The organism is Apilactobacillus micheneri, assembly GCF_002993975.1.
In the GTDB taxonomy this organism is placed as follows: domain Bacteria; phylum Bacillota; class Bacilli; order Lactobacillales; family Lactobacillaceae; genus Apilactobacillus; species Apilactobacillus micheneri.
Genome location: NZ_POSO01000001.1, coordinates 387,735 through 413,047 on the forward strand (window position 1 = coordinate 387,735; position 25,313 = coordinate 413,047).

21 protein-coding genes, 1 tRNA gene and 3 rRNA genes are annotated in these 25,313 nt (G+C 33.8%); 3 read left to right on the plus strand and 22 right to left on the minus strand.

The window, feature by feature from the left end; translation table 11 throughout:
- Positions 1 to 137: 137 nt before the first annotated feature.
- Together rpoE and C7N41_RS01960 are read right to left on the minus strand one after the other, a co-directional pair.
- Positions 138 to 668, minus strand: a complete 531-nt coding sequence (gene rpoE / locus C7N41_RS01955) for a DNA-directed RNA polymerase subunit delta (protein WP_370737857.1) — start codon at positions 666 to 668, stop codon at positions 138 to 140.
- A gap of 89 nt (positions 669 to 757) precedes the next feature.
- Positions 758 to 1,192, minus strand: a complete 435-nt coding sequence (locus C7N41_RS01960) for a DUF1934 domain-containing protein (protein ID WP_157944941.1) — start codon at positions 1,190 to 1,192, stop codon at positions 758 to 760.
- 155 nt (positions 1,193 to 1,347) lie between these two features.
- Between C7N41_RS01960 and C7N41_RS01965 the strand changes: the two genes are divergently transcribed.
- Positions 1,348 to 2,691, plus strand: a complete 1,344-nt coding sequence (locus tag C7N41_RS01965) for an HD domain-containing protein (RefSeq protein ID WP_105964042.1) — start codon at positions 1,348 to 1,350, stop codon at positions 2,689 to 2,691.
- An 18-nt stretch (positions 2,692 to 2,709) separates the two neighbouring features.
- Positions 2,710 to 3,528, plus strand: a complete 819-nt coding sequence (gene yidA, locus C7N41_RS01970; RefSeq protein WP_105964043.1) for a sugar-phosphatase — start codon at positions 2,710 to 2,712, stop codon at positions 3,526 to 3,528.
- A gap of 54 nt (positions 3,529 to 3,582) precedes the next feature.
- Here yidA and C7N41_RS01975 read toward each other — a convergent pair whose 3' ends face one another.
- The 16 genes from C7N41_RS01975 to trpS form a co-directional block, all read right to left on the minus strand.
- A complete protein-coding gene (locus C7N41_RS01975; RefSeq protein ID WP_105964044.1) occupies positions 3,583 to 3,930 on the minus strand; it encodes a DUF3899 domain-containing protein in 348 nt (115 codons plus the stop codon).
- Positions 3,930 to 4,910 carry a ribose-phosphate diphosphokinase gene (locus C7N41_RS01980; protein ID WP_105957355.1) on the minus strand — a complete coding sequence of 327 codons (981 nt, stop codon included), beginning with the start codon at positions 4,908 to 4,910 and terminating at the stop codon, positions 3,930 to 3,932. Before C7N41_RS01980 ends, C7N41_RS01975 begins: the two co-directional genes overlap by 1 nt.
- Before the next feature lie 125 nt (positions 4,911 to 5,035).
- On the minus strand, positions 5,036 to 6,409 hold the full coding sequence (gene glmU, locus C7N41_RS01985) for a bifunctional UDP-N-acetylglucosamine diphosphorylase/glucosamine-1-phosphate N-acetyltransferase GlmU (protein WP_105964045.1): 1,374 nt from the start codon (positions 6,407 to 6,409) through the stop codon (positions 5,036 to 5,038).
- A gap of 1 nt (position 6,410) precedes the next feature.
- A complete protein-coding gene (purR, locus tag C7N41_RS01990; RefSeq protein WP_105964046.1) occupies positions 6,411 to 7,256 on the minus strand; it encodes a pur operon repressor in 846 nt (281 codons plus the stop codon).
- A 107-nt stretch (positions 7,257 to 7,363) separates the two neighbouring features.
- The gene (ispE, locus tag C7N41_RS01995) at positions 7,364 to 8,212 is read right to left on the minus strand and encodes a 4-(cytidine 5'-diphospho)-2-C-methyl-D-erythritol kinase (RefSeq protein WP_105964047.1); all 849 of its coding nucleotides are present in this window, start codon (positions 8,210 to 8,212) and stop codon (positions 7,364 to 7,366) included.
- Positions 8,213 to 8,337: 125 nt separating this feature from the next.
- Entirely contained in the window at positions 8,338 to 8,592 is a 255-nt protein-coding gene (locus C7N41_RS02000) for a Veg family protein (RefSeq protein ID WP_105964048.1), read from the minus strand.
- 85 nt (positions 8,593 to 8,677) lie between these two features.
- On the minus strand, positions 8,678 to 9,565 hold the full coding sequence (rsmA, locus tag C7N41_RS02005) for a 16S rRNA (adenine(1518)-N(6)/adenine(1519)-N(6))-dimethyltransferase RsmA (RefSeq protein WP_105964049.1): 888 nt from the start codon (positions 9,563 to 9,565) through the stop codon (positions 8,678 to 8,680).
- A gap of 10 nt (positions 9,566 to 9,575) precedes the next feature.
- Positions 9,576 to 10,127, minus strand: coding sequence for a ribonuclease M5 (rnmV, locus tag C7N41_RS02010; RefSeq protein ID WP_105964050.1), 552 nt, complete (start codon positions 10,125 to 10,127; stop codon positions 9,576 to 9,578).
- Complete coding sequence (locus C7N41_RS02015) at positions 10,127 to 10,894, minus strand: TatD family hydrolase (protein ID WP_105964051.1); 768 nt, start codon at positions 10,892 to 10,894, stop codon at positions 10,127 to 10,129. The genes rnmV and C7N41_RS02015 overlap by 1 nt, the downstream gene beginning before the upstream one ends.
- A gap of 90 nt (positions 10,895 to 10,984) precedes the next feature.
- The gene (gene metG / locus C7N41_RS02020; RefSeq protein ID WP_105964052.1) at positions 10,985 to 13,027 is read right to left on the minus strand and encodes a methionine--tRNA ligase; all 2,043 of its coding nucleotides are present in this window, start codon (positions 13,025 to 13,027) and stop codon (positions 10,985 to 10,987) included.
- Positions 13,028 to 13,106: 79 nt separating this feature from the next.
- On the minus strand, positions 13,107 to 13,958 hold the full coding sequence (locus C7N41_RS02025) for a DUF72 domain-containing protein (RefSeq protein WP_105964053.1): 852 nt from the start codon (positions 13,956 to 13,958) through the stop codon (positions 13,107 to 13,109).
- Between the two features lie 15 nt (positions 13,959 to 13,973).
- Complete coding sequence (locus C7N41_RS02030) at positions 13,974 to 14,681, minus strand: NAD-dependent protein deacylase (protein ID WP_370737856.1); 708 nt, start codon at positions 14,679 to 14,681, stop codon at positions 13,974 to 13,976.
- Between the two features lie 19 nt (positions 14,682 to 14,700).
- Entirely contained in the window at positions 14,701 to 15,663 is a 963-nt protein-coding gene (locus C7N41_RS02035; protein ID WP_105964055.1) for an IpaB/EvcA family protein, read from the minus strand.
- A gap of 19 nt (positions 15,664 to 15,682) precedes the next feature.
- Positions 15,683 to 16,930: a hydroxymethylglutaryl-CoA reductase, degradative gene (locus tag C7N41_RS02040; RefSeq protein WP_105964056.1), complete on the minus strand. Its 1,248-nt coding sequence runs from the start codon at positions 16,928 to 16,930 to the stop codon at positions 15,683 to 15,685.
- A 104-nt stretch (positions 16,931 to 17,034) separates the two neighbouring features.
- Positions 17,035 to 17,967 (minus strand): Ppx/GppA family phosphatase, encoded by a 933-nt coding sequence (locus tag C7N41_RS02045; RefSeq protein WP_105964057.1) that lies wholly within the window; start codon positions 17,965 to 17,967, stop codon positions 17,035 to 17,037.
- A gap of 36 nt (positions 17,968 to 18,003) precedes the next feature.
- On the minus strand, positions 18,004 to 19,032 hold the full coding sequence (trpS, locus tag C7N41_RS02050; protein WP_105964058.1) for a tryptophan--tRNA ligase: 1,029 nt from the start codon (positions 19,030 to 19,032) through the stop codon (positions 18,004 to 18,006).
- Between the two features lie 309 nt (positions 19,033 to 19,341).
- Here trpS and helD point away from each other — a divergent pair, with 309 nt between their 5' ends.
- A complete protein-coding gene (helD, locus tag C7N41_RS02055; protein WP_105964059.1) occupies positions 19,342 to 21,645 on the plus strand; it encodes an RNA polymerase recycling motor HelD in 2,304 nt (767 codons plus the stop codon).
- 44 nt (positions 21,646 to 21,689) lie between these two features.
- Here the strand turns inward: helD and C7N41_RS02060 are convergent.
- The 4 genes from C7N41_RS02060 to C7N41_RS02075 all read right to left on the minus strand — a co-directional run.
- Positions 21,690 to 21,762: transfer RNA gene (locus C7N41_RS02060), tRNA-Thr, on the minus strand.
- A gap of 55 nt (positions 21,763 to 21,817) precedes the next feature.
- Positions 21,818 to 21,934: ribosomal RNA gene (rrf, locus tag C7N41_RS02065) — 5S ribosomal RNA — on the minus strand.
- Positions 21,935 to 22,003: 69 nt separating this feature from the next.
- Positions 22,004 to 24,918: ribosomal RNA gene (locus C7N41_RS02070) — 23S ribosomal RNA — on the minus strand.
- A gap of 221 nt (positions 24,919 to 25,139) precedes the next feature.
- Positions 25,140 to 25,313: ribosomal RNA gene (locus tag C7N41_RS02075) — 16S ribosomal RNA — on the minus strand; the annotation flags it as partial.

A 25,313-nucleotide genomic window follows, 5' to 3' on the forward strand; every position in this document is an offset into this window, starting at 1 on the left:
CCTATTCACGAGAATAGGGAGTTATTGATTACTTTAATCGATCAATTGTCCTCACAAAACCTTTTGTAAGGAGCCCAAAAATAATAATACATGGTTATATATCTTTAGTCAAGATATATAAAGTAAAATTATTTTAATTAATCTTTAGAATCATCATCATCGTCGTCATCATGCAACTCTGATAATTCTCCTTCGATACCATCTGGAATGTCTTCTTCATTAGTATCGTTTTCTTCGTCAATGTCATCTAAATCTTTATGATATTTATCGGTTTCGTCAGTGCCTTCATCAGCATCTTCAAATTCGTCGTCTTGGTCTTCTGGATCATCGTCATCATAATCAATAACGTCATCATCATCAGAAGCATCAGCAAGGAAAGCATTAACTTTACGACGTTTTTTATTTCTAGGACGATCAATATCTTCATCTTCTGGATGAACAGTAGCTTCATCGATTGATTCGTATGGGTACCATGTTCTTAATCCCCAAAGATTATCACCTAAAGAAATAAAACTACCATCAACGTTCATATCTGTATAGAATTGAACTAATCGTTTACGAATTTCTTCATCAGAATCACCCAAATATTTTTGGATTTCGTTTGCGATATCAGCAAAGGCCATAACATCCCCATGTTCAGCTAAGATAGCATGAGCGACTTCTACCATTGATAATTCTTTCTTGTCTTTACCTTCTAAGGCTTCTAGTTTCAAATCGGTGCACGTCCTTTCAAAATACTAAATAATATAATACTCGTTTAAGCAGAAAAATGCAATTCCATTTTGTACTCACCAATCATCATGTTGCCAGACATTAGTTCATATTTAATATCTAAATCACCTGCTTGTGGAGACTCTTGGTAATTATATAATAAATCTTTAGTATTAACCGCAAGTTTAACAGGTCCATATGGAGTTTGATAAATGGTATCATGTTGTTCTTTATCAGCAAAAATCAATCTTGAATGATGACCCATTTTATCTTGTCTAGTCAATTGAACATGATCATCACTAATTTTAATGGTAACTGATGCGACCTTTTCTTCCTTTTGAGTTTCCTTAAAACGCAAATAAGTTTTATCGCCAACGTTTACTAATGTTCCTAATTCACGAAAAGTAAATTTTTCGCTTTCATCATCTTGCTTAATATAGGTAGTTAAATCTACAACTACACTTTCACTATTGTCGGTCAAATTTATTCACTCCTTTATATTGTGAATTCATATATTTAATTATATATGGTATCTACCTTAAATGCATTAATTTAATAAGTTTAATTTTAATTCTTCATTAATGTTATTTGTTATAATGATAGTTATTAAATATATATTTATAAGGGGGACAATCATTGAAGTTTACAGATAAGTTGTTACCACGAGAAAAAGTTTTTCGTGACCCTGTTCATGATTACATATATGTGCAACATCAAGTCATCTTAGATTTAATTAATACTAAGGAAATGCAAAGACTAAGAAGAGTCAAACAATTGGGGGCTTCATCATTCACATTTCACGGTGCTGAGCATTCTAGATTCACCCATAGTTTAGGTGTTTATGAAATTACACGCAGAATTTGTGATTTATTTTTGAGAAATTATCCTACTGAAAATCCAGGCGATGGACTTTGGAATGATTCTGAAAGATTAGTTGCCCTATGTGCAGCACTATTACATGATATTGGACATGGTGCGTATTCACATACTTTTGAACATATTTTCCATACTAATCATGAAATGATTACACAAGAAATTATTACTTCTCCTAAAACTGAGGTAAATAAGGTCTTACGTAATGTCGATCCCGAATTTCCAAAACAAGTTGCTGCTGTAATTAATCATACTTATAGTAATCCACAAGTTGTCCAAATGATTTCTAGTCAATGTGATGCCGACCGGATGGATTATTTATTAAGGGATGCATATAATACTGGTGCAAGTTATGGTAATTTTGATTTAACTAGAATTCTACGAGTAATGCGTCCATATAGTGGTGGAATTTGCTTCGATATTTCTGGGATGCATGCTGTAGAAGATTATATTATTAGCCGTCTGCAAATGTACATGCAAGTCTACTTTCATCCTGTATCTCGATCAATGGAAGTCATTCTAAGTCATTTGTTAAAACGAGCAAAACAATTAGCCGACAAAATGCCTACTAATGATAGCTCCACCCCTTATCTATTAATGCCATTTTTCCAAAATAATTTTGATATCGACGACTATTTAAAACTAGATGATGGTGTATTAAACACATATTTTATTCACTGGGTAGATTCAAAGGATAGCATTCTTTCTGATTTGGCTGATCGTTTTATTAATCGTCGTCCCCTTAAATCTGTAGAATTTAATAGTGACACTAAAAAATTAATTCCTAAATTACAAGAATTAATCAAGCAGGTTGGATTTGCTCCTGAATACTATACAGATACTAATAATAGTTTTGATTTACCTTATGATGCTTATGATCCTAAAAAGAAACACCATGCAACACAAATTGAATTACGTCGTCCAGATGGTACGATGGTTGAATTATCAAAAGTTTCTCGTTTAGTAAATGCAGTAACCGGTAAACAATTGGGAGATGAAAGATTCTTCTTCCCTAAAGAAATGCTGAATTCTGCAAACAACATCGAAATTTTTCAACCTATATATGAGAAATTTCAAAAACATATAAAAAATAATCAATTAATATAATTACATGGAGGTAAGATTATGAAAGACATTAAATTAATCGCTATCGATATCGATGGCACATTGTTAAATGAAGAAAATAATTTAGCACAAGAAACTATCGATGCTATTACAGAAGCTAGAAAACAAGGTATTAAAGTCGTTTTATGTACTGGCCGTCCATTAACTGGCGTTAAAACTTACCTTAAAGCATTAAATATTTCCGGTCATGATGAATATGCTATTACTTTTAATGGTTCACAAGTACAAGATGCTGATGGAAACATTATTGAAAAGGAAAATATTACTCATGATGAATTTTTAGAACTAGAAAAATTAAGTCATAAATTAGATACTAATTTTCAAATTGAGACTGCTGATTATATTTATGCTACTAACCGTGATTTAAGTCCCTTTTCAATTGCAGAAAGTTATTTAGTTAAAATGCCAATTAAGGTTCGTGAACCCAATGAAATTGATGAAAGTATTGAAGTAGTTAAGGCCATGTTAATTGCTAATCCAGATGTAATTGATAAAGCTTTTGAAGAAATCCCAGAAGATTTGTTTAATCGTTTTTCTGTTGTAAAAAGTACCCCTGTTTTTATTGAATTTATGAATAAAAAATCATCAAAAGGAAATGCTCTTGATAGCTTAGCTAAAGATTTAAATTTAACTGCTGATAATGTAATGGCAATTGGTGATCAAAATAACGATATGACTATGGTTAAATATGCTGGCACCGGTGTAGCCATGGGTAATGCTGTAGATGAACTAAAGGCAATTGCTAATAAAGTTACTAAGACTAATAAAGAAAATGGTGTTGCATATGCCATTCGCAATTTTGCATTAAACAAAAAATAATAATTAACAAAAAGTTCCCCTTAACATTGAAAAATGCTAAGGGGAACTTTTTTATTATAAAGTAATTAAAATTGCGATTAAAATCCATATAATCCCCACTGTTAAAAACAGCTTTGCAAAATCATTTATTACTATTGATTCATTCTTCTTGCGACCAATTTCTTTAGCCGGAATTTTTTCATTTTCAAAACGCTCATTATCACCTTTGCGATGAAAAATACGCCAACCAGTAAATAAATGACCTTTAGCAATTATCATAACGGCTCCTATTATGACCAACAATAAGCCTAATATAAAGAAGACATTACTCATTGCAATAATCTGTATATTAAATATATAGATTATTAAGCCAATAATTATACTCACAGCAGAAATAATTAGACCAAAAAATCTTTTATTCATTATTTATCATCAGTTCTAAAACGATTACTGAATAAAGGACTAACAGCACGATCTTCATTGATACGTTTAATTGCATCTCCAATTAGTGGAGCAACAGAAATTTGTTCAATCTTATCAATTTGTTTTTCTTTTGGTAAACGGATTGTATCAGTAACTACCAATTTTTTAATTGGTGATTTTTCAATTCGATCAATGGCTGGACCAGATAATACTGGATGTGTACAACAAGCATATACTTCTTTAGCTCCAGCTTCCATTAAAGCTTGAGCACCTAGAGTAATAGTACCAGCAGTATCAATCATATCATCAACCATCAAACATGATTTACCTTTTACATCACCAATAATATTCATAATTTCAGCAACATTTGCTTGTGGACGGCGTTTATCAATGATAGAAATTGGTGATTTCAAGAATTCTGCTAATGCACGAGCACGAACTACCCCACCATGATCAGGAGAAACTACAACTGCATCAGAATTCCATCCATGATTCATAAAATGGTCAGCCAATAATGGTGCACCCATTAAATGATCAACTGGAACATCAAAGAAACCTTGAATTTGAGCAGCATGTAAGTCTAATGCAACTACTCGATTAATTCCAGCAGTTTCTAACATGTTAGCAACTAACTTAGCAGTAATTGGTTCTCTTGAACGAGCCTTACGATCTTGTCTTGCATAACCATAGTAAGGAATTACAACATTAATAGTTTTTGCACTAGCACGTCTTAATGCATCAATCATAATCATCAATTCCATTAAATTATCATTTACTGGAGCAGATGTAGATTGAATGATGTAACAGTTATCTCCACGGATACTTTCTTCAATGTTAATTTTGATTTCTCCATCACTAAATCTATCTACAGATGTTTTACCTAAATCTACTCCAACACGATCAGCAATTTTTTCAGCTAATGGGATGTTTGAATTTAATGCAAAAATCTTTAATTTAGGATCAGAATATTTTTCAGCCATAAAGTTCCTCCACCTAACAATAAAATATTATTCGTCAGTTCAATATAAATCATTCAACATTATTTTACACTAAAACCATATTTTTTTCACTCAAAAGTTATAGGAATTATAAATAAACGTTTTAATTATCCATTATATGGTAATTTTTTGTAATAGCCTGGCTTGTTAGTCTGACGTTGTCTAGCAATGGCCATATCATATTGTTTAACATCATCAGTAATTGTAGAACCTGCAGCAATAAATGAATGATCATCAATATTTACAGGCGCAATTAAATTGGCATTACTACCAATGAATGATGCATCTCCAACGTTAGTTTCATGTTTGTTTTTACCATCATAGTTAGCAAAAATAACTCCACAACCAACATTAATATTCTTACCTAGATGAGCATTTCCAACATAAGTTAAATGTCCAACCTTAGTTCCTTCATCAATTTGAGCTTTTTTGACTTCAACAAAGTTGCCAAGATGAACGTTTTTACCAATAACTGCATGTGGTCTTAAATGACTGTAAGGACCAATATCAGAACCTTCCATCATTTCAGATTCTTGAAGGTAAGATGAGGTTATTGTAACACCATCATGAATCACACAATCATGAATTTCTGAATTAGCACCAATTTTACAATTTTGGCCAATTTTAGTGTGCCCGTGAATTTGTACACCTGGTTCAATAACAGTGTCTTGACCAATTTGAATATCAAAATCAATATAAGTATTTGAAGGATTAATCATTGATACTCCATTAGCCATATGTTCTTCGTTAATGCGTCTTTGCATAACTTGATTAGCATTAGATAAAGCAATACGGTCATTTACACCCATGGATTCATTAAAATCATCCATTTGATATGCACCAATTTTTTTATTTTGTTCTTTGAAAATACCAATAACATCTGGTAAGTAATATTCGCCTTGAGCATTATCATTATTAACTTGATTTAAGGCATTGAATAACTCTTTGTTATCAAATACATATACACCGGTATTAATTTCGTCAATTTTCTTTTCCGCTTCACTAGCATCTTTTTGTTCAACAATCTTATTAACGTTGCCTTCTGAATCACGAATAACTCTTCCATAGCCGAAAGGATTAGGTGCCTTAGAAGTTAAAACGGTCGCAACAGCATTACTTTCTTCGTGATAATCGAATAATTTTTGGAATGTATCGGCTTTAAATAAAGGTGTATCTCCACTAACTACCATAGTAGAGCCATCTAAATCACTTAAAATAGGTGCAGTCTTTTTAACTGCATCACCAGTACCCAATTGTTTTTCTTGAAGCACATATTGGCTCCTTTTACCTAACTGTTCTTCAACAGAATCAGCGCCATAACCTACTACCGTTACAACATTATCCATATTAATTTTTTCAACTTGAGTTAATACACAGTCCACCATAGTTCTACCGCAAACTTTATGAAGGACTTTATACAACTTAGATTTCATACGGGTACCTTTGCCCGCAGCTAAAATAATTGTATTTCTAGTGTTCATGCTAATTCCCCTTCTTACTAAAATTATCAAATGGTTTCCAATCAAAATTACCTTGTGAAACCTTTATCTCATCGCTGTTAGTATCAATTTTAAATAAAGATGTATATTGATCACTGCTGATTTTACGTTCACCATCATAATCGCGTTCAGCAACAAAAGAAATACCAGCAACCTTACTATCAAATTCATTAATTAAACTGCAAAGGCCAGCTGCAGATCCACCACCACGTAGAAAATCATCCACGATTAAAACGTTGGAATTAGCAGGTAAACTTCTTTTAGACAATACCATTTTTTCAATCCGACGTTGCGATCCAGAAACATAATTAACACTAATGGTAGAACCATCAGTAATTCTGGAATCATGTCTGGCAATGATAAATGGCACATTTAACAAAGTAGCTACACTTTGGGCAACCGGAATTCCCTTAGTAGCAACTGTTAAAACTGCATCAATCTTTTTATTTTTATACATTGTAGCAATCAATCTACCAATTTGTCTTAAAATCGATGGACGGTTTAATAAATCGTTCATATAAACATATCCACCAGGTAACATTCTTGTATTGTCATCTAAAAATGATTGTAGTTCTTCAATAAAACGAACTGCCTCATCTTTTTCGATACTTGGAATAAATTTACTTCCACCAGCAGCGCCTGGAATTGTTTCCAATATTCCAGTCCCACTTTCTTGGAAAGTTTTTCTTAGAATTGTTAAATCTTCACTAATTGATGACTTCGCAGATTCATATCTATGTGCAAAAAATGTTAATGGAACCACTGTATTAGGATTTTCCATTAAGAATCTAGTCATATCAACTAATCTAGTACTACGTTTGGCTTTCATTTTTTCACCTCGTAAAAGTAAAAACTACAAGTAAATTTTATCATAATGTTCGGATTTAAGACACAATTTTGTTAGTTTTAATTACAACTAACTAAAAAATATCGTTTTTACATGGACTTAACAATGTATACTTCCGAACAAAAACCACGAATACTATTAAAAATATGTTTAGCATGTCGCTCACTTTTACATAGACCAAAAACACTAGGACCAGTGCCACTCATTTGAGCATTATCAGCACCATATTTAATAAATTTAGCTTTTATTTTAAAAATATCTTGGTATTTTTTAGAAGAAATAGGCTCTAAAACATTCCCTATATTCTTTGCAATTTGCGGATAATCTTGCTTTTTAACTGCATCGATTAATCCATTAATATTAACGTGTTTTATATTATCATAATTAATGTTACTCAAGATTTCAGGAGTGGAAACACTAATTCTGGGTTTTACTAATACAAAATACATATTAGGTAATTTCGGCATTAATTTAATAATTTCACCCTTGCCAGTTACCTGCGCAGTTTTACTATAGATACAATATGGAACGTCAGAATCCAACTTTAAACCAAGAACTGCCATTTCTTTTAATGATAGGTTCAAATTCCAAATCCTATTCAATCCTCGAATAACAGCGGCAGCATCAGAAGACCCACCGCCTAATCCAGCAGATACTGGAATATTTTTCTTAATATTAATAGTAATCTTTTCTTTGATATCAAATGTATTTTTCATTAATAGCGCCGCTTGATATGCTAAATTTCGTTGATCATGAGGCAGAAAAACTTGACTTGAACTAACATGAATACTGTTCCCCTGAGTAGTTATAATTTCTACATAATCAGATAAATCAATTGAAGTCATTATCATATTCCATTCAGGACTACCATCTTTATGTCGATACAAAGTATCTAAGCCTAAATTAAGCTTGGCTCTTGCTTTTTCTACAATTCTCAAGCATCACACCTCGTTTCATATCATTTATTTATTTAATATTATACTAAAATAAAATATAAAAGTCAGTGAAACTTTTTATAGGTAATTATGTAAATAAAAAAAGCTAATATAAAATATTAGCTTAATTATACTTCTTCTGTTTTATTGTCATCTTCAAAGTCAACATCGATATTTTTAGTCAAAATATCAGTATAACTATAAGATACTCGTTTTAAATTTTCATCTTTTTCTAAATCAACAATAAAGACTGCTGGAAAAATTTCAGATAGTTTTCCATGACGCTTTAATGTTTTATTTCTTCCTACTTGAACGGTCACCACGACCTTTTGGCCAAGACGATCTTCCAACTCACTTTTGATTGTGTTCAAACTTGTTGGCATAATCATTCACCTCACTTTAATGATTATACCATGAAAAATAAATAAATTCAAATTATATCACAACCAATATAAAATAACAATTATTTTATATCATATTTTTAGAATGAAAAGCATTTGCCATTTCAACATATTTATCAACCGAAATTTTTTCCGGACGAATACTAGGTTTAATGTTTAAATTATCTAGCACTGCTTGAACTTGTTCTTTAGTAGCTGGTTCTTTACCAAACAGTCCCTGCATATTATTCCAGAAGGTTTTACGACGATGAGCAAAACATGCTCTTACAAAACTAGAAAATGCTTTAACATCAAAAACTTCATTTTCAATTGATTCTTTTTTAGCTAAAGTAACAATTGCAGAATCAACATTAGGTGCTGGAATAAATGATTTGCGAGGTACTTCAAAAGCAATTTCAACGTTATTCATATATTGAATAATTACAGATAATGAACCATAATCACGGTTACCAGGATCAGCAACTAATCTTTGAGCGACTTCTTTTTGCATCATAACTGTAATATTATCAAATTCAGAATTGCCTTTTAATAAATCTAAAATAATTGGGGTAGTAATATAATAAGGTAAATTAGCAACAACTTTAATTGGATGTTCATCATTAAAGTCATCTTTAATAATTTTAGGCAAATTAGCCTGTAATATATCTTCATTAATAATTTTTACATTATTATAAGGTGATAAAGTATCATCTAAAACTGGTAATAAATTTTGGTCAATTTCAAAAGCCAAAACTCTTTTTGCACTTCTTGCTAAGTATTCAGTTAATCCACCAATTCCAGGGCCAATTTCAATAACATTATCTGCATCAGTTAAATTAGCAGCTTTAACTATGTTATTTAAAACATTTAAATCAGTCAGAAAATTTTGTCCTAGACTTTTCTTAGCTGATAAGTGGTAACGATTCAAAATGGCTTGGGTTCTTGCTGGACTAGCAATATCTGGATTATTTGTCATAGTTACTCCTTTAGTTTAATTCTTTCACTGCATTTAAAAATTGTTCTTTAGAAATAGAAAACATGGCTAAACGTTTAGGTAACTGTTTCCCATTTACATATCCAATTTGTAAAATATTGCAGAATTTAGTTCTTCTAATTTTAGCTTGATCATCATTAATCAAGCGCGCCCCTTCTAGATCATCATGACTAATAGCGTCCATATGATTTTCTAAATCAGATGTATAGACATTTTTTAAAGCTTCTTTAATTGTATTAACGCTAGCATGTTCAACACCTAGCGAACCATCACTTTTAGTAGGTACCGATTTTTTACGATCTACAAAGGCATGTTTAGCATTGGGTACAGCTTCTGAAACAATTCGACGAATCCGTTCACCAGAAAAATCAGGATCAGTAAAAATGATAATTCCTCTTTTTTGGGCGGCCTTTTTAATCAACGCTAAAGTAGATTCATCAATTGCCGATCCCCTTGTTTCAATTGTATCAGCATTCACGGCTCTTTTAATTCGCTTTGTGTCGTCTTTACCTTCAACAACGATTACTTCTTTAATTTTTTCCATTATTCATCCAATCCAAAAATTTTCATCGCATTATTATAAGTAGCATCCGCGATCTTATCAGGGGTTGTATCCCTAAAACGCGCAACTGCTTCAACTGTATATAACGTATATGCTGGTTCATTTTGATGACCACGTAATGGTTCTGGAGATAGATAAGGTGCATCCGTTTCGACTAACATTCGATCAATAGGCGTTTGTCTAACTGCATCATGCACTTCATGAGTTTTTTTGAAACTTGCAACTCCAGAATATGAAACATACATCCCTAGATTAATAAATTTTTTCAACCATTCTGGATCACCATTAAAACTATGAATAATTCCATTGTGCACGCCTTCTTCACTTAAAATTTTATAAGTATCTTCAAAAGCTTCGCGATTATGAACAGAAATGGGCATATTCATGGCTTTAGCTAGTCTGATTTGACGTCTAAAAACATGAAATTGGCATTTTTTAGGTGCGACTGATTGAAAATAATCTAAACCAATTTCACCTAAAGCAACAACTTTATCATCTTTTAATTGTTCTTTTAAAATAGCTTCTTGTTCGTCATCATACTTTAATGAATCTTCTGGATGCCAACCAACAATCGCATACAAATTATCATATTTATGAGCTAACTCAATGGCTTCTTGATTCATTTCAGTATTCGAACCAACAATTGCCATTTTATCTACACCTAGTCGATGCGCATGTTCAATGTAAGCATCCACATTATCACGAAATGCGTCATCATTTAAATGTGTATGCGAATCAAAAATTTTCATATACTAATTACACTCCATTTCACTAAAATAGCCATTAATTCTTTATTGAATTAATGGCTATTATTCAATTATCTAGTTATTAAATAACCATTATTCTAAGGTTGAACCATTTTCAAATTGACTGCCAACGGTTACCAATTCAACATTACCATCTTTATGTTCAACTGATAGTAACATTCCTTGACTTAATTCACCGCGCATCTTTCTAGGTTTCAAGTTTGAAACGATGATTACTTTTTTACCAATTAATTTATCAAAATCAGGATACCATTTAGCAATACCAGAAAGAATTTGAGTATCTTCTTGCTTACCAGCATCTAAAGTAAACTTAAGTAACTTATCAGCACCTTCAACTTTAGCTACTGATTTCACTTGAGCTACTTTTAATTCAACTTTTTCAAAGGCATCAAAGCGAATTTCTTTCTTATCATTAGCTTCTAATGGTTTATCTGCATCCAATTTAGCTTGTGCTTTTTGCTTAGCTTCTTCTTTTACAGCACGACCTTTTTTCTTATCAGACTTAGTCATTTGACCTTTAATAAATGCAACTTCTTCTTCCTTATCTAAACGTGGGAAAATTGGAGTTCCTTTGGCAACAACTTTATGTCCAGTTCCTAAATCTGACAATTTAGGATCAGTTAAATCTAAGTCTTGATCATCCAAGCCTAATTGAGTAAAGATTTGTTTTGGTGCATTAGTCATAATTGGACTAATTAGTAATGCAATCAAACGTAAACTAGCTGCCAAGTGTGCCATAACAGCTGATAGTTGTTCGGCATCCCCTTCATTTTGTTGCTTAGCTAAAATCCAAGGAGTTGTTTGGTCAATATACTTATTAGTTTGTGAAACTAATTTCCAAATAGCTGATAATGCATCAGAGAAATGAGCACTATTCATTTTTTCTTTGTATTCAGCAATTACATTAGTTGCAATTGATTCCAATTCTTTATCGGCAGGAGTAACTTCTGATTGATAATCTGGAATTACACCATCTTCATACTTGTTAATCATTGAAACAGTACGATTTAATAAGTTACCTAAATCGTTAGCTAGATCGTAATTAATCCGATCAATGAAGTCTTCTGGAGTAAAAATTCCATCATTTCCAAATGGAACTGCCTTTAATAAGTAATATCTAACTGCATCCAAACCATATTTTTCACATAATGTTTCAGGGTAAATAACATTGCCCTTTGACTTGGACATTTTACCATCTTTCATAGTTAACCAACCATGACCAATAATATGTTTTGGTAGTGTTAAACCAAGTGCATGTAAAATAATAGGCCAGTAAATAGTATGGAAACGTACAATTTCTTTACCAACCATTTGAATATCTGCAGGCCAGAATTTATTAAATAGTGATTCATCATCACTACCATATCCTAAAGCAGTAATATAGTTGCTTAATGCATCAATCCAAACATAAATAACATGCTTAGGATCTGATTTAACGGGAACTCCCCATTTAAAAGAAGTTCTAGAAACAGCTAAATCTTCCAAACCGGGTTTAATAAAGTTATTAATCATTTCATTCATTCGAGATTCAGGTTGAATAAAATCTGGATGATCTTTATAGTATTGAACTAACCAATCAGCATATTTACTCATCTTAAAGAAATATGATTGTTCATGGACCATTTGAACTTCATGTCCTGAAGGGGCTTTTCCACCGGTTACATTACCCTGGTCATCTTTATAGACTTCTGCTAATTGAGATTCAGTAAAGAATTCTTCATCTGATACTGAATACCAACCTTTATATTCACCAAGATAAATATCACCTTGGTCTAACAATCTTTGGAAAATTTTTTGTACAGCTTTTTCATGGTCTTCATCAGTTGTACGAATGAATTTATCATTTGTAATATCTAAAGTCTTCCAAAGTTGTTTAATTTGTTTAGCCATTTTATCCACGTAAGCTTGTGGACTCATGTCTAGTTTTTCCGCTTTTTCTTCAATTTTTAAACCATGTTCATCGGTTCCAGTTAAGAAAAAGACATCGTATCCTTCAGAACGTTTATAACGTGCCAAGGCATCACATGCAATAGTTGTATATGAGTTACCAATGTGTAGACGTCCAGATGGATAATAAATTGGAGTTGTAACATAAAATGTATTGTTATCAGCCATTTAAATCATCCTTTCAACCTGTATTTATATAATATTATTAATAAGTATATCATATTTAGTTATGCAAAAATATTCCTCATTAGAACAAATCTAGCTGTTTAGGTGCTAAATTTTTGAAATGTAAATTTAGTAAGTCTTTTAGATTTAACGCATTCGGAGCAGCATCTTTACCTGAATTATTATTAAAGATAATACATACTTCATCAACTTGTTTTTCAAGGTCTTTAATACTATCAGCAAAAGCTTTAAGTTCAGAATCATTATAACGATAGAGTGTCCTTTGACTGCGCCAATCTTTACCTTGATGAAACCAACCATCTTCGTTGCGTCCATGTAACCTTAAAAAAGCTAATTTTTTAGTAGTAATCACCGGTTTAAATGCAATACCATTATTTAAATTATGCGGTTCATCAACAATTGCTAAGGTCATATTAAAACGTTTTAAGTATTGAAGCACTGACGAATAAACACCATCTTCAGTCCAACTAGGATTTCTAAATTCAACTGTAATTGGCATTTTTTTGCCTAATAATTTTCGTATCTTAATTAAATACCTAATATTATCATTATTTCTCTGAAAATAAGGTGGAAATTGAAATAATATCGTCTTTAATTGACCAGCATCCAATAATGGTTGCATGGCTGTCTTAAAGTTAACAAATGCTTGTAGTCTTTGTTCATCATTTGCTGGCATTAATGATTTTAAATCGTGTTTAGTCATTAACTTATTAGCCTTAATCACAAATTGAAAGTCTTTAGGCACTTGATGCTGCCATTGCTTAATCGTTGTTAAACGTGGAATGCCATAAAATGGATTATCGACTTCAACTGTCGGAAAAAATCCTGTATACTCATTTAATTTAACTTTACGTTGCTCATCATTAATTAAGGCTGGATGATCAGACCAAGTTGTTAAACCAATCGTTATCATAAAATCATCCCACTTTTAAACTTTTAATTCACTAAAGAACTTAGTAGCATCTGCTTTAATCATCTTAAATGGAAAACTAAAATTAAGTTCTTCTTGATTAACTGCCAATACCTGTGCTTTTGGATTACGATAATCCAATAATCCAGCAAATGGATAGACACGCATTGAAGTTCCAACAATTACAACTAAATCAGCTTGTTCCATTAAGTTAACACTATTCATAATGTTTTCTTGATTTAAACCTTCATCATATAAAACAATGCCTGGTCTTAACGTTCCACCACAATCTTTATGAATTGGGCTTTGCATATATTCATGCCAGTCAACTGATTGGTGACACTTTTGACAATAAACATTGTATAAATTACCGTGAAATTCAATTAGATTTTTAGCATCTGCTTTTTTATAAAGATCATCAACATTTTGTGTAACAATTGATGCTCGTTTTTGACGAGTTAGTTCCGCTTGTTTCTCATGAATTGCGTTAGGTTTGGCATCCGGATAATACATATTTTCTTTTACAAAAGTATAAAAGGTATCTGGTTCATTATTTAAACAAGCATGGCTTAAATAATATTCAGCTGGTTTACCAGTAGTATCAGTTGTGTATAATCCATTTTTAGATCGGTAATCTGGAATCCCTGATGCTGTTGAAACTCCAGCTCCTGTTAAAAATACAATATGTTTTGCGTTATCAAATAATGATTGAATTTCTTCATTCATTATAAAAAGCCTCCCAAAATTATTTTCTAATGATGTATGGCATCTTTAATTCTTTAAATAAATCTTTAACTTTTAGTGCATATAACTTTTTGAAGTATGCAGGACTATCATCCATTCCTGTTGGTGATGGCACCACAAATGAGTTTTGATCATCACTCTTGTTAAAACCAACATATGCACGACGGTTAGTATTACTTTCATGCATTTCTGAATGAAAAATTTCAAACATTTGTTGAACATTCAAGTTTAATTGACGTTCTGAAACTACACTAGAAATCGTAGCATATTCAGTATTATGCAATGCAGGTAATCCCCACTCTATTAATTGTTTATCAAATGCTTTAAATAATTTTACAACATTACGACGTAAACCAAATGGTGAATCAGTAGGTTTTTCAGTAATGATTTCATAAATTTTATCAGCTGCTTTTAAAGCCACCGGATAGTCTTTTTCTAAAGTGGCACGAACTTTCTTATCAAAAGTATCACCATAAAAGACACGGGCATCAATAAGTGTTAGTAAACGTAATTCCATTGAATTATCTAATTCATCTGATTCAGGTTCAATCGTATTTTGAACACCCTTTAAATACATTGCTTCAATATCATCATTAATTAAATTATGCTTACGTTGCTCTGAAACTACGACAAAATGTGAAACGATATCAAAAAGTTCAGTACCCATTACTTGTAATTGTTCATCGATTTTTTCATTACCAGTTGATAGTGAGAAAAATAGTTGTGGAAAACCACGTAAAGTCATTAATAAGTGAATTAGTTCATGTGAAGCAGTATAATCAGGCGCAGATAAGTCAGAGATTTGCACAAAAAGATTTTTGCCATCTTGAACTACTTGGGCTTGATCATGACGAACATATCCTGATTGTAATTGACCGATAAATTGTACTTCAATTTTACCAGGAAAATATTTGTTTACTACGTTAATTAGTCCTTGTGTTTCTTTATTTAATTGAATATCCATTTTGTTTTCACCTTCGTTATTATTTTCTTAATTTTTTAATGATTGTTTGGGCATCTTGCAAATTAGGATTAGCTAATTGTCGAAGTTTATCTACAACATGCGCTAGTTCTTCATCATTGGCTCCAGCACTCATCGCTAAAGATTTTAGTTGTAAATTCATATGCCCCTTTTGAATTCCTTCAGTGACCAAGGCCTTTAAAGCTGCTAAATTTTGAGATAACCCAACTGCTGCAGCCATTTGCATTAATTCATTTTTAGATTGAACTTTGGCAATTTTTTGGTTAACTTTAACTTTGGGTAAAACCTTAGTAGCTCCGCCAACAAAACCTAGTGACAATGGAATCGTCATTTCGCCAAACAAAGCCCCATCTTCGATTGTAAATTTACTTAAGCCTTGATAACTACCATTGCGACTAGCATAAGCATGTACACCACTTTCAACAGCACGCCAATCATTCCCCATTGCCATTACAAAAGCATCAATTCCATTCATGATACCTTTATTGTGCGTAGCTGCTCGATAAGGATCAATTTGTGCAATGTGTGATGCTTCAACAATTTTCTTAGCAACATTCTCACCAGAAATACCATTTTTACCTAATTGAGCAAATGGTACTTTTCCGGTAACTCTTACTAAACTATCAATTGAATAATTAGATAAAATACTCATTAAAATATTTTCATTATGATTAGTACTAATAAAGCTGGCTAATGCTTCTAGCATCGAATTAATAATATTAGCACCCATTGCTTCTGCAACATCCACGAATAAATCTAATGAACAATAATGTTCATCTAATTTTCTTACATGAATTTTTTTAGCACCACCACCATGATCAATAATGGATTTATGAGCATTATTAGCTGTTCTTAAAAGTTCAGCATAATGATTTTTTACATAACCATAAAGTAAATTATAATTATCAGTTTTAATAATAATCTGGCCAGTTAAATTATGGCTAATTACCTTCGCATGCAAGCCATCACTTTTACTAAACATTCGTGCCCCATTACTAGCGGCAGCAATCACTGATGGTTCTTCTGTGACCATTGGAGCCACTTTATTAAAACCATTAATTATAAAGTTAACCGCAATCCCCTCTGGTAATGAATAGTCAGTAATGTAGTTTTCAATTAGACTGTTGTTTTTTTGATTTTTACTATTAGCAAACTCGTCAACTTCTTGATTATTTAAATCAGCAAAGTTAGAAATGATACTTAGTCTTTCATCATAATTTTTATGATAAAAGTGTTTAAAAGTGCCCAAAACAAACACCTCTCATATTTTGAATTCTATATAATGATAACATTTATTAAAAGATTAATAATTAAAAAGGTTTTTAACCTTTAATTTAAGATTAAAAACCAAAATTAATATTTTCTATAATATTTATTAATATATTCGTTAATAATTCCTTCTCTGACCCCGCCATCTGAAAATACAACTCTTCTAGAGTCTAATTCGTCTAAAAGGGTTATCAAAGGCAATAATCCACCGAGAATTATATCTGCACGATCTTTTTCTAATCCGTTCACATTTTTACGATCAGATAAATTTTTACGTAATAGCATCTCATAAGTTCCCAAAATACGATGTTGATTTAAATGATAGCCATTTAAATAATCGACATTATAAAAATGTTGATGATTGCGATTAATCCGAGCCAAGGTTCTAGCAGCTCCGCCCAGTAAAATAATTTGATAATGAGAAGCTTTATTTAACCATGGCACCCGATGAAAAATGTTTTTCAAAAATCGTTGTGCATTAAATAAATCAGCACCGTTAACATAGTTCTTCAAATTAAACCGCTCAGAAATATTAACAGAACCAACTGGAATACTAATTAAATCACGTCGCTTTCGACCACGCACTCTAACTAATTCGATACTAGCTCCACCAATATCCATTACCAAATAATCATTCATCTTAACTCGATTAATAACACCCAAATAATCATAATATGCTTCTTCACGTCCTGATAACACACGAACATTTAGACCAACTTTTTTACGTACTTTTTTTAAAAATGACTTCTGATTTTTTGCCTGGCGAACAGCTGCCGTTGCAATTGTAATAACTGTTGGATTAGGAATACTACTGTATATTTGTTTAAAGGACTTTAAAGAATCTATTGTCCGACTAATTGCCGTAGGCGTTAAATACTTTTCAGGTCCCATTCCTTCTGACAAACGGCTACTACTTTTACAACGTCTTACTTCTGTGCAAAATCCATCTACATCAATTTTATAGATAGCCATCCTTGATGAATTAGAACCAATATCTACAATTACTAAGTTTTTCATTCCAATCCACCTTAATCAAAAGTAATTAAAAACTGATTACTTAAAATAATTGATACCAATAGCATCTCTGACTTCATCAAGCGTCTTGCTAGCAACTTTATTGGCTTTTTCACTACCAGCTTTTAAGATGTCATAAACTGCTTGAGGGTCTTTTGCATACATTTCACGACGTTCTCTAATTGGTTGTAATTCAGCTTGCAACACTTCATTTAAGTAACGTTTAATTTTTACGTCACCTAAACCGCCGTGGGAATATTGATCTTTTAGATCTTGGACTTTTTGCTTATCATCAGCAAAAATATCTAAGTAAGTAAACACCGTGTTTCCCTCAACTTTTCCAGGATCTTCAACGTGAATATGGTTGGGATCAGTATACATTGACATAACTTTCTTTTTAATAGTATCAGCATCATCAGATAGATAAATACAATTGTTTAATGATTTACTCATCTTAGCATTACCATCTAGACCAGGAATACGTCCCATCCCTTTAGGTGGGAAATACCCTTCTGGTTCTACTAAAATATCTTTGCCATAAATATTATTAACACTTCTAACAATTTCTCTAGTTTGTTCTAACATGGGTTCTTGATCTTCGCCCACTGGAATAGTATCAGCTTTAAAAGCTGTAATATCAGCAGCTTGACTAACTGGGTAAATAAAGAATCCAGCAGGTACGCTTTCGCCAAATTTCTTTTGTTGAATTTCATTTTTAACCGTTGGATTACGTTTTAATCTATTTACAGATACTAAATTTAAATAATGCATTGTTAATTCATTCAAAGCAGGTATTTGTGATTGCACTAAAATAGTAGATTTTTCAGGATCAATCCCAACAGCTAAATAGTCCAATGCTACTTGTAATAATGAATGTCTGATTTTTTCTGGATCACGAGCATTATCAGTTAATGCTTGCATATCAGCAATCATAATATTGGTATCATATTTACCAGAATTTTGTAATTCTACACGATTCTTTAATGAACCTACATAGTGTCCAATATGCAATTTACCTGTTGGACGGTCACCAGTTAAAATTACTTTTTTATTTGCCAAATTTATCATCCTTTCAAAAAAGGCATCCCATTGTTAAATAAACAATAGGACGCCTCCACGCGGTACCACCTAATTTGCAAAATGCCTCTCTGCGATAAGGGTGCATACCCATTTTTAATCCAATTCGCTTTCCTGATCAATCTCAGCAAATGATGATCTCTCTGTAGTTGGTTAGCTAATATCTCTTATAATCATTTATATTTTACTGGATTTAATAGCTTCTGTCAAAATTGCTATTCATTGACATTTCCTATAAATCTCATTAGAATTATTTAGCATATTTGAACGAAACGTATTATAAATTTGAGGGGGACTATAATGGACACTCAAGATTTAAACAATGAACAAAAACGCGTTGACTATGTAGTAAAAAAATTAGGTCACCGTTTAGAAAAAACACAAATGGAATATGATCAAGCACATAACGAAACTAAAAGAGTTCAACAAAACTACGGTAATAATACTTCTGTTAACTATTTTGAAGTAGATGATCGAATTGAAACTTCAGCTGATTTGCAACAACAAAGAGGTTTAGTTAATACAGTTATCCAAAATGAAGCAATCATCAAAAATCAATTGCAAACTTATAAAAGACTATCAGATTCACCATATTTTGGTCGCATTGATATTTTAGATGATGGTGAACAAGAAAATGAAAAATTATATATTGGGACTGCATCCTTTGTTGATGATGATGATAATTTCTTAGTTTATGACTGGCGTGCCCCTATTTCCAGTATTTATTATAACGGCACCTTAGGCAAGGTGAATTATTCTACTCCTGCTGGTAAACAGAGCACTGATTTATTAAAAAAACGACAATTTCAAATTAAAAAAGGACATATCGATAATATGTTTGATACTAATGAAACTGTCGGTGATGAAATGTTGCAAAGTGCATTAGGTGATCAAAATGATGAAACTATGCAAAATATTGTTGCAACTATTCAAAGTGAACAAAATGATATCATTAGAGACACTAACAGTGACTTATTAGTAGTACAAGGCGTTGCTGGTTCTGGTAAAACTTCAGCAATTTTGCAAAGAATTGCTTTTTTGCTGTATCACAGTAGAAGTTCGCTTGAAGCAGATCAAATTATTTTATTCTCACCTAATCGACTATTTTCACATTATATTTCTGATGTTTTACCTAGTTTGGGTGAACGTAATATGCGTCAGGTAACGCTAAAAGAATTTATTGATCATCGTTTCGAAGGACTAAAGGTTCAAGGATTATTTGATAGATATGAAAATGAAGTTAATTTAGATGATAAATTAGCATCAATTAGAAATTTTAAAGAGAGTCATGAATATATGCAACAAATTTATGATTATGCTGAAAATATTGATGCTAAAAATATGTTTTTTAATGATTTAATGCTAGATGGAAAAGTTATCTTTGATAATGAAGTTATTGAAAATATTTATGATTCACAACCTAAATTAATGAAGGCTGCTGATAAATTCTTAAGTACTAAAAATCGATTAATTAAGCTTTTGAAAAAGAGAATTGAACTGGAAGTATATAAACCATGGGTAGATGCAAAAATTGATCAGCTTAATTCAGAACAATACCATGATTTCATTGCTGGACATGAACTTGGTAGGTTCCAAGATGAAGATGATGAAAGATATTTTATTGCTAAACAGATTGTAACTGAACATTTCAGAAAAATGTATGATGCCATTTATAATGGTAATTTCTTTGATCCATATGCCCAGTATATTAATTTTATGAAACAAGCTCATTTAAATGCTGATATTAAAATCAACGATTGGCAAAACAATATCCAAAATTATGATAACCAATTAGAAATGCATAAAATTGATTTAGACGATGCAGCCCCTATTTTATATTTACGTGATTTATTAATGGGTGGTGGACAGAATCAAAAAATGCAATATCTATTTGTTGATGAAATGCAAGACTATTCAATTGCACAATTAGTTTATATAAAGCATGCCTTTCCTAAAACTAAAATTAATTTAATTGGTGATAGTGAACAAGCTTTATTTAAAGAGGTGGAATCACCGGAAACATTACTAAATAAATTAAATAAAGCTTTTGCTACTAAAAAATCAAGATTAATAACATTAAATCGATCTTATCGCTCCACTTATCAAATAACTAATTTTGCTAAAGCATTACTCCCTAATGGTGATAAAATTGAACCCTTTAATCGTCAAGGTCCTTCACCAGAAATAATTATTAGACATAGTGAACAAGCTGGTATAAATTCATTAATCAAAAAAGCAAATAAAGAATTAGAGACAGAAGGAACAGTAGCTGTTATTACTAAAAATTTAGTCGAGGCCAAAGCTGTTTATCAACATATAACTACTAAAATAAATTCAACATTATTAGCTGATACTGATCGTTCATTACCAAAAGGTGTTGTAGTAATGCCTATTTACTTAGCTAAAGGCTTAGAATTTGATTCTGTAATTGCTTGGAATATTTCTGCTGAAAATTATAATTCTAAGAAATTGATTGGCACTTTATATACAATTGCTACTAGGTCAATGCATCATTTATCATTAATTAGCATTGGCAATGTATCTCCTATTATTAAAAATGCTAATTTACCAGTCAACGAGTTAAATATTAATCATCAAATATAAAATAAAAGGTCTACTATAAAAAATAGTAGACCTTTTATTTTTTAAGCCGTTTCCGGGATTTGAACCCGGGACCTCTTCCTTACCATGGAAACGCTCTACCTTCTGAGCTAAAACGGCAAGTATAAATAAAAAGCCCTCGATAATTAAACCGAGGACTCTTTATTTAATATTAGCGCGGCAACTTCCTACCCTTGCAAGAGGCGATCCTCTAACTACTCTCGGCGTTTAGAAGCTTAACTGCTGTGTTCGGCATGGGAACAGGTGTATCCTTCTAGCTATCGCCACCACACTATTTATCTGAAAGAACTTCGTTCTTTCAAAACTAGATATTATTATTTCTTTTAGAGAACAACCTTACTTGGTTAAGTCCTCGACCAATTAGTACTAGTCCGCTCCATACATTGCTGCACTTCCACTTCTAGCCTATCTACCTAATCATCTCTTAGGGGTCTTACTTCCATAAAGGAATGGGAAATTTCATCTTGAGGTGGGTTTCACACTTAGATGCTTTCAGCGTTTATCTCAACCATACATAGCTACCCAGCAGTGCCCCTGGCGGGACAACTGGTACACCAGCGGTATGTCCATCTCGGTCCTCTCGTACTAGAGATAGCTCCCCTCAAATTTCCTACGCCCGCGACGGATAGGGACCGAACTGTCTCACGACGTTCTGAACCCAGCTCGCGTACCGCTTTAATGGGCGAACAGCCCAACCCTTGGGACCAACTACAGCCCCAGGATGCGATGAGCCGACATCGAGGTGCCAAACCTCCCGTCGATGTGAACTCTTGGGGGAGATAAGCCTGTTATCCCCAGGGTAGCTTTTATCCGTTGAGCGATGGCCCTTCCATATGGTACCACCGGATCACTAAGCCCGACTTTCGTCCCTGCTCGACCTGTCTGTCTCGCAGTCAAGCTCCCTTGTGCCTTTACACTCTGCGAATGATTTCCAACCATTCTGAGGGAACCTTTGGGCGCCTCCGTTACTATTTGGGAGGCGACCGCCCCAGTCAAACTGCCAATCAGACACTGTCTCCCACCACGATAAGTGGTGCGGGTTAGAGTGTTAGCACAGCGAGGGTAGTATCCCAACAATGCCTCCACCGAAACTAGCGTTCCGGTTTCCACGGCTCCTACCTATCCTGTACAAGCTATGTCAACACCCAATATCAAATTACAGTAAAGCTCCATGGGGTCTTTCCGTCCTGTCGCGGGTAACCTGCTTCTTCACAGGTATCTCAATTTCACCGAGTCTCTTGTTGAGACAGTGCTCAGATCGTTACGCCTTTCGTGCGGGTCGGAACTTACCCGACAAGGAATTTCGCTACCTTAGGACCGTTATAGTTACGGCCGCCGTTTACTGGGGCTTCGTTTCTGAGCTTCGCCGAAGCTAACTCATCCACTTAACCTTCCAGCACCGGGCAGGCGTCAGCCCTATACTTCATCTTACGATTTTGCAGAAACCTGTGTTTTTGATAAACAGTCGCCTGAGCCTTTTCACTGCGGCTGCACGTTAGTGCAGCACCCCTTCTCCCGAAGTTACGGGGTCATTTTGCCGAGTTCCTTAACAAGAGTTCACTCGCTCACCTTAGGATACTCTCCTCGACTACCTGTGTCGGTTTGCGGTACGGGTAGTTAATTACTCACTAGAAACTTTTCTCGGTAGCGTGACATGGCTCACTTCTCTACTATAATTCGATCCTCATCACAGCTTGTCAACMCGCTGAAAAGCATTTCACTCTTCAACTGACTCACTGCTTGAACACACAATCCAATAGTGTGCACGAGTTAGCCTTCTACGTCCTTCCATCGCTCAAACATAATTAACTAGTACAGGAATTTCAACCTGTTATCCATCGCCTACGCCTCTAGGCCTCGGCTTAGGTCCCGACTTACCCTGGAGGACGAGCCTTCCCCAGGAAACCTTAGTCATTCGGTGGATTAGATTCTCACTAATCTTTCGCTACTCATACCGCATTCTCACTTCTAAGCGCTCCATCAGTCCTTACGGTCTAACTTCGTTGCCCTTAGAACGCTCTCCTATCACATGACTACGTCATGTCCACAATCTCGGTAATATGCTTAGCCCCGGTAAATTTTCGGCGCAAAATCACTCGACTAGTGAGCTATTACGCACTCTTTAAATGGTGGCTGCTTCTGAGCCAACATCCTAGTTGTCTATGCAACTTCACATCCTTTTCCACTCAGCATATATTTAGGGACCTTAATTGGTGGTCTGGGCTGTTCCCCTTTCGACGGTGGATCTTATCACTCATCGTCTGACTCCCGGACATATAAATCAATGGTATTCGGAGTTTATCTGAATTTAGTAACCCATGACGGGCCCCTCATCCAAACAGTGGCTCTACCTCCATGATTCTAAGTCCGAGGCTAGCCCTAAAGCTATTTCGGAGAGAACCAGCTATCTCCAAGTTCGTTTGGAATTTCACCGCTACCCACATTTCATCTCAGCACTTTTCAACGTACACGAGTTCGGCCCTCCGGTGCGTTTTACCGCACTTTCAGCCTGAACATGGTAGATCACCTGGTTTCGGGTCTATCTCAACATACTCAAACGCCCTATTCAGACTCGCTTTCGCTATGGCTCCAATCTTTTCATCTTAACCTTGCATGTTAACATAACTCGCCGGTTCATTCTACAAGAGGCACGCTATCACCCATTAACGGGCTCTAACTGTTTGTAAGCACATGGTTTCAGGAACTATTTCACTCCCCTTCCGGGGTGCTTTTCATCTTTCCCTCACGGTACTGGTTCACTATCGGTCACTAGGGAGTATTTAGCTTTGGGAGATGGTCCTCCCGGATTCCAACGACGTTCCACGTGTGTCGCTGTACTCAGGATCCTGAACTGAGGTTAAATGATTTCATCTACGGGGCTATCACCCTGTATCGCTTACCTTCCCAGATAATTCGATTATCGTTTAACTTGGTAACTCAAATGTTCAGTCCTACAACCCCAAAGAGCAAGCTCTTTGGTTTGAGCTGTTCCCCGTTCGCTCGCCGCTACTTAGGGAATCGAAATTTCTTTCTCTTCCTGTGGGTACTTAGATGTTTCAGTTCCCCACGTCTGCCGCCAAATTAGCTAATTAATTCACTAATTGGTGATAACCGATTAAGGTTATCGAGTTTCCTCATTCGGAGATCTCCGGATCAAAGCTTACGTACAGCTCCCCGAAGCATATCGGTGTTAGTCCCGTCCTTCATCAGCTCCTAGTGCCAAGGCATCCACCATGCGCCCTTCATAACTTAACCTAATTCATACTACGTGATGTTTGGTTAATTTGAGTATTATACGAATAAAAACTATTTAAAAAACTCAAAATAACGCGGTGTTCTCGGTTAAAATTGTATTTAATACAAATTTAATTTAGAAATTAATAATATCTAGTTTTCAAAGAACCAAGTTTGAGAGTAAACCTCTCAAAACTGAATAAGATTGATCAATCTAATGTAAGTTTCCGTAATATCCTTAGAAAGGAGGTGATCCAGCCGCAGGTTCTCCTACGGCTACCTTGTTACGACTTCACCCTAATCATCTGTCCCACCTTAGACAACTAGCTCCCGAAGGTTACTCCATCGTCTTTGGGTGTTACAAACTCTCATGGTGTGACGGGCGGTGTGTACAAGGCCCGGGAACGTATTCACCG

Bases quoted from the DNA above. Each gene is read 5' to 3' on its own strand.
- rpoE (WP_370737857.1), bottom strand. From the start codon at position 668: ATGGTAGAAGTCGCTCATGCTATCTTAGCTGAACATGGGGATGTTATG.
- yidA (WP_105964043.1), top strand. From the start codon at position 2,710: ATGAAAGACATTAAATTAATCGCTATCGATATCGATGGCACATTGTTA.
- C7N41_RS01975 (WP_105964044.1), bottom strand. From the start codon at position 3,930: ATGAATAAAAGATTTTTTGGTCTAATTATTTCTGCTGTGAGTATAATT.
- C7N41_RS01980 (WP_105957355.1), bottom strand. From the start codon at position 4,910: ATGGCTGAAAAATATTCTGATCCTAAATTAAAGATTTTTGCATTAAAT.
- glmU (WP_105964045.1), bottom strand. From the start codon at position 6,409: ATGAACACTAGAAATACAATTATTTTAGCTGCGGGCAAAGGTACCCGT.
- purR (WP_105964046.1), bottom strand. From the start codon at position 7,256: ATGAAAGCCAAACGTAGTACTAGATTAGTTGATATGACTAGATTCTTA.
- C7N41_RS02000 (WP_105964048.1), bottom strand. From the start codon at position 8,592: ATGCCAACAAGTTTGAACACAATCAAAAGTGAGTTGGAAGATCGTCTT.
- rsmA (WP_105964049.1), bottom strand. From the start codon at position 9,565: ATGACAAATAATCCAGATATTGCTAGTCCAGCAAGAACCCAAGCCATT.
- rnmV (WP_105964050.1), bottom strand. From the start codon at position 10,127: ATGGAAAAAATTAAAGAAGTAATCGTTGTTGAAGGTAAAGACGACACA.
- C7N41_RS02015 (WP_105964051.1), bottom strand. From the start codon at position 10,894: ATGAAAATTTTTGATTCGCATACACATTTAAATGATGACGCATTTCGT.
- metG (WP_105964052.1), bottom strand. From the start codon at position 13,027: ATGGCTGATAACAATACATTTTATGTTACAACTCCAATTTATTATCCA.
- C7N41_RS02025 (WP_105964053.1), bottom strand. From the start codon at position 13,958: ATGATAACGATTGGTTTAACAACTTGGTCTGATCATCCAGCCTTAATT.
- C7N41_RS02030 (WP_370737856.1), bottom strand. From the start codon at position 14,681: ATGAATGAAGAAATTCAATCATTATTTGATAACGCAAAACATATTGTA.
- C7N41_RS02035 (WP_105964055.1), bottom strand. From the start codon at position 15,663: ATGGATATTCAATTAAATAAAGAAACACAAGGACTAATTAACGTAGTA.
- C7N41_RS02045 (WP_105964057.1), bottom strand. From the start codon at position 17,967: ATGAAAAACTTAGTAATTGTAGATATTGGTTCTAATTCATCAAGGATG.
- trpS (WP_105964058.1), bottom strand. From the start codon at position 19,032: ATGATAAATTTGGCAAATAAAAAAGTAATTTTAACTGGTGACCGTCCA.
- helD (WP_105964059.1), top strand. From the start codon at position 19,342: ATGGACACTCAAGATTTAAACAATGAACAAAAACGCGTTGACTATGTA.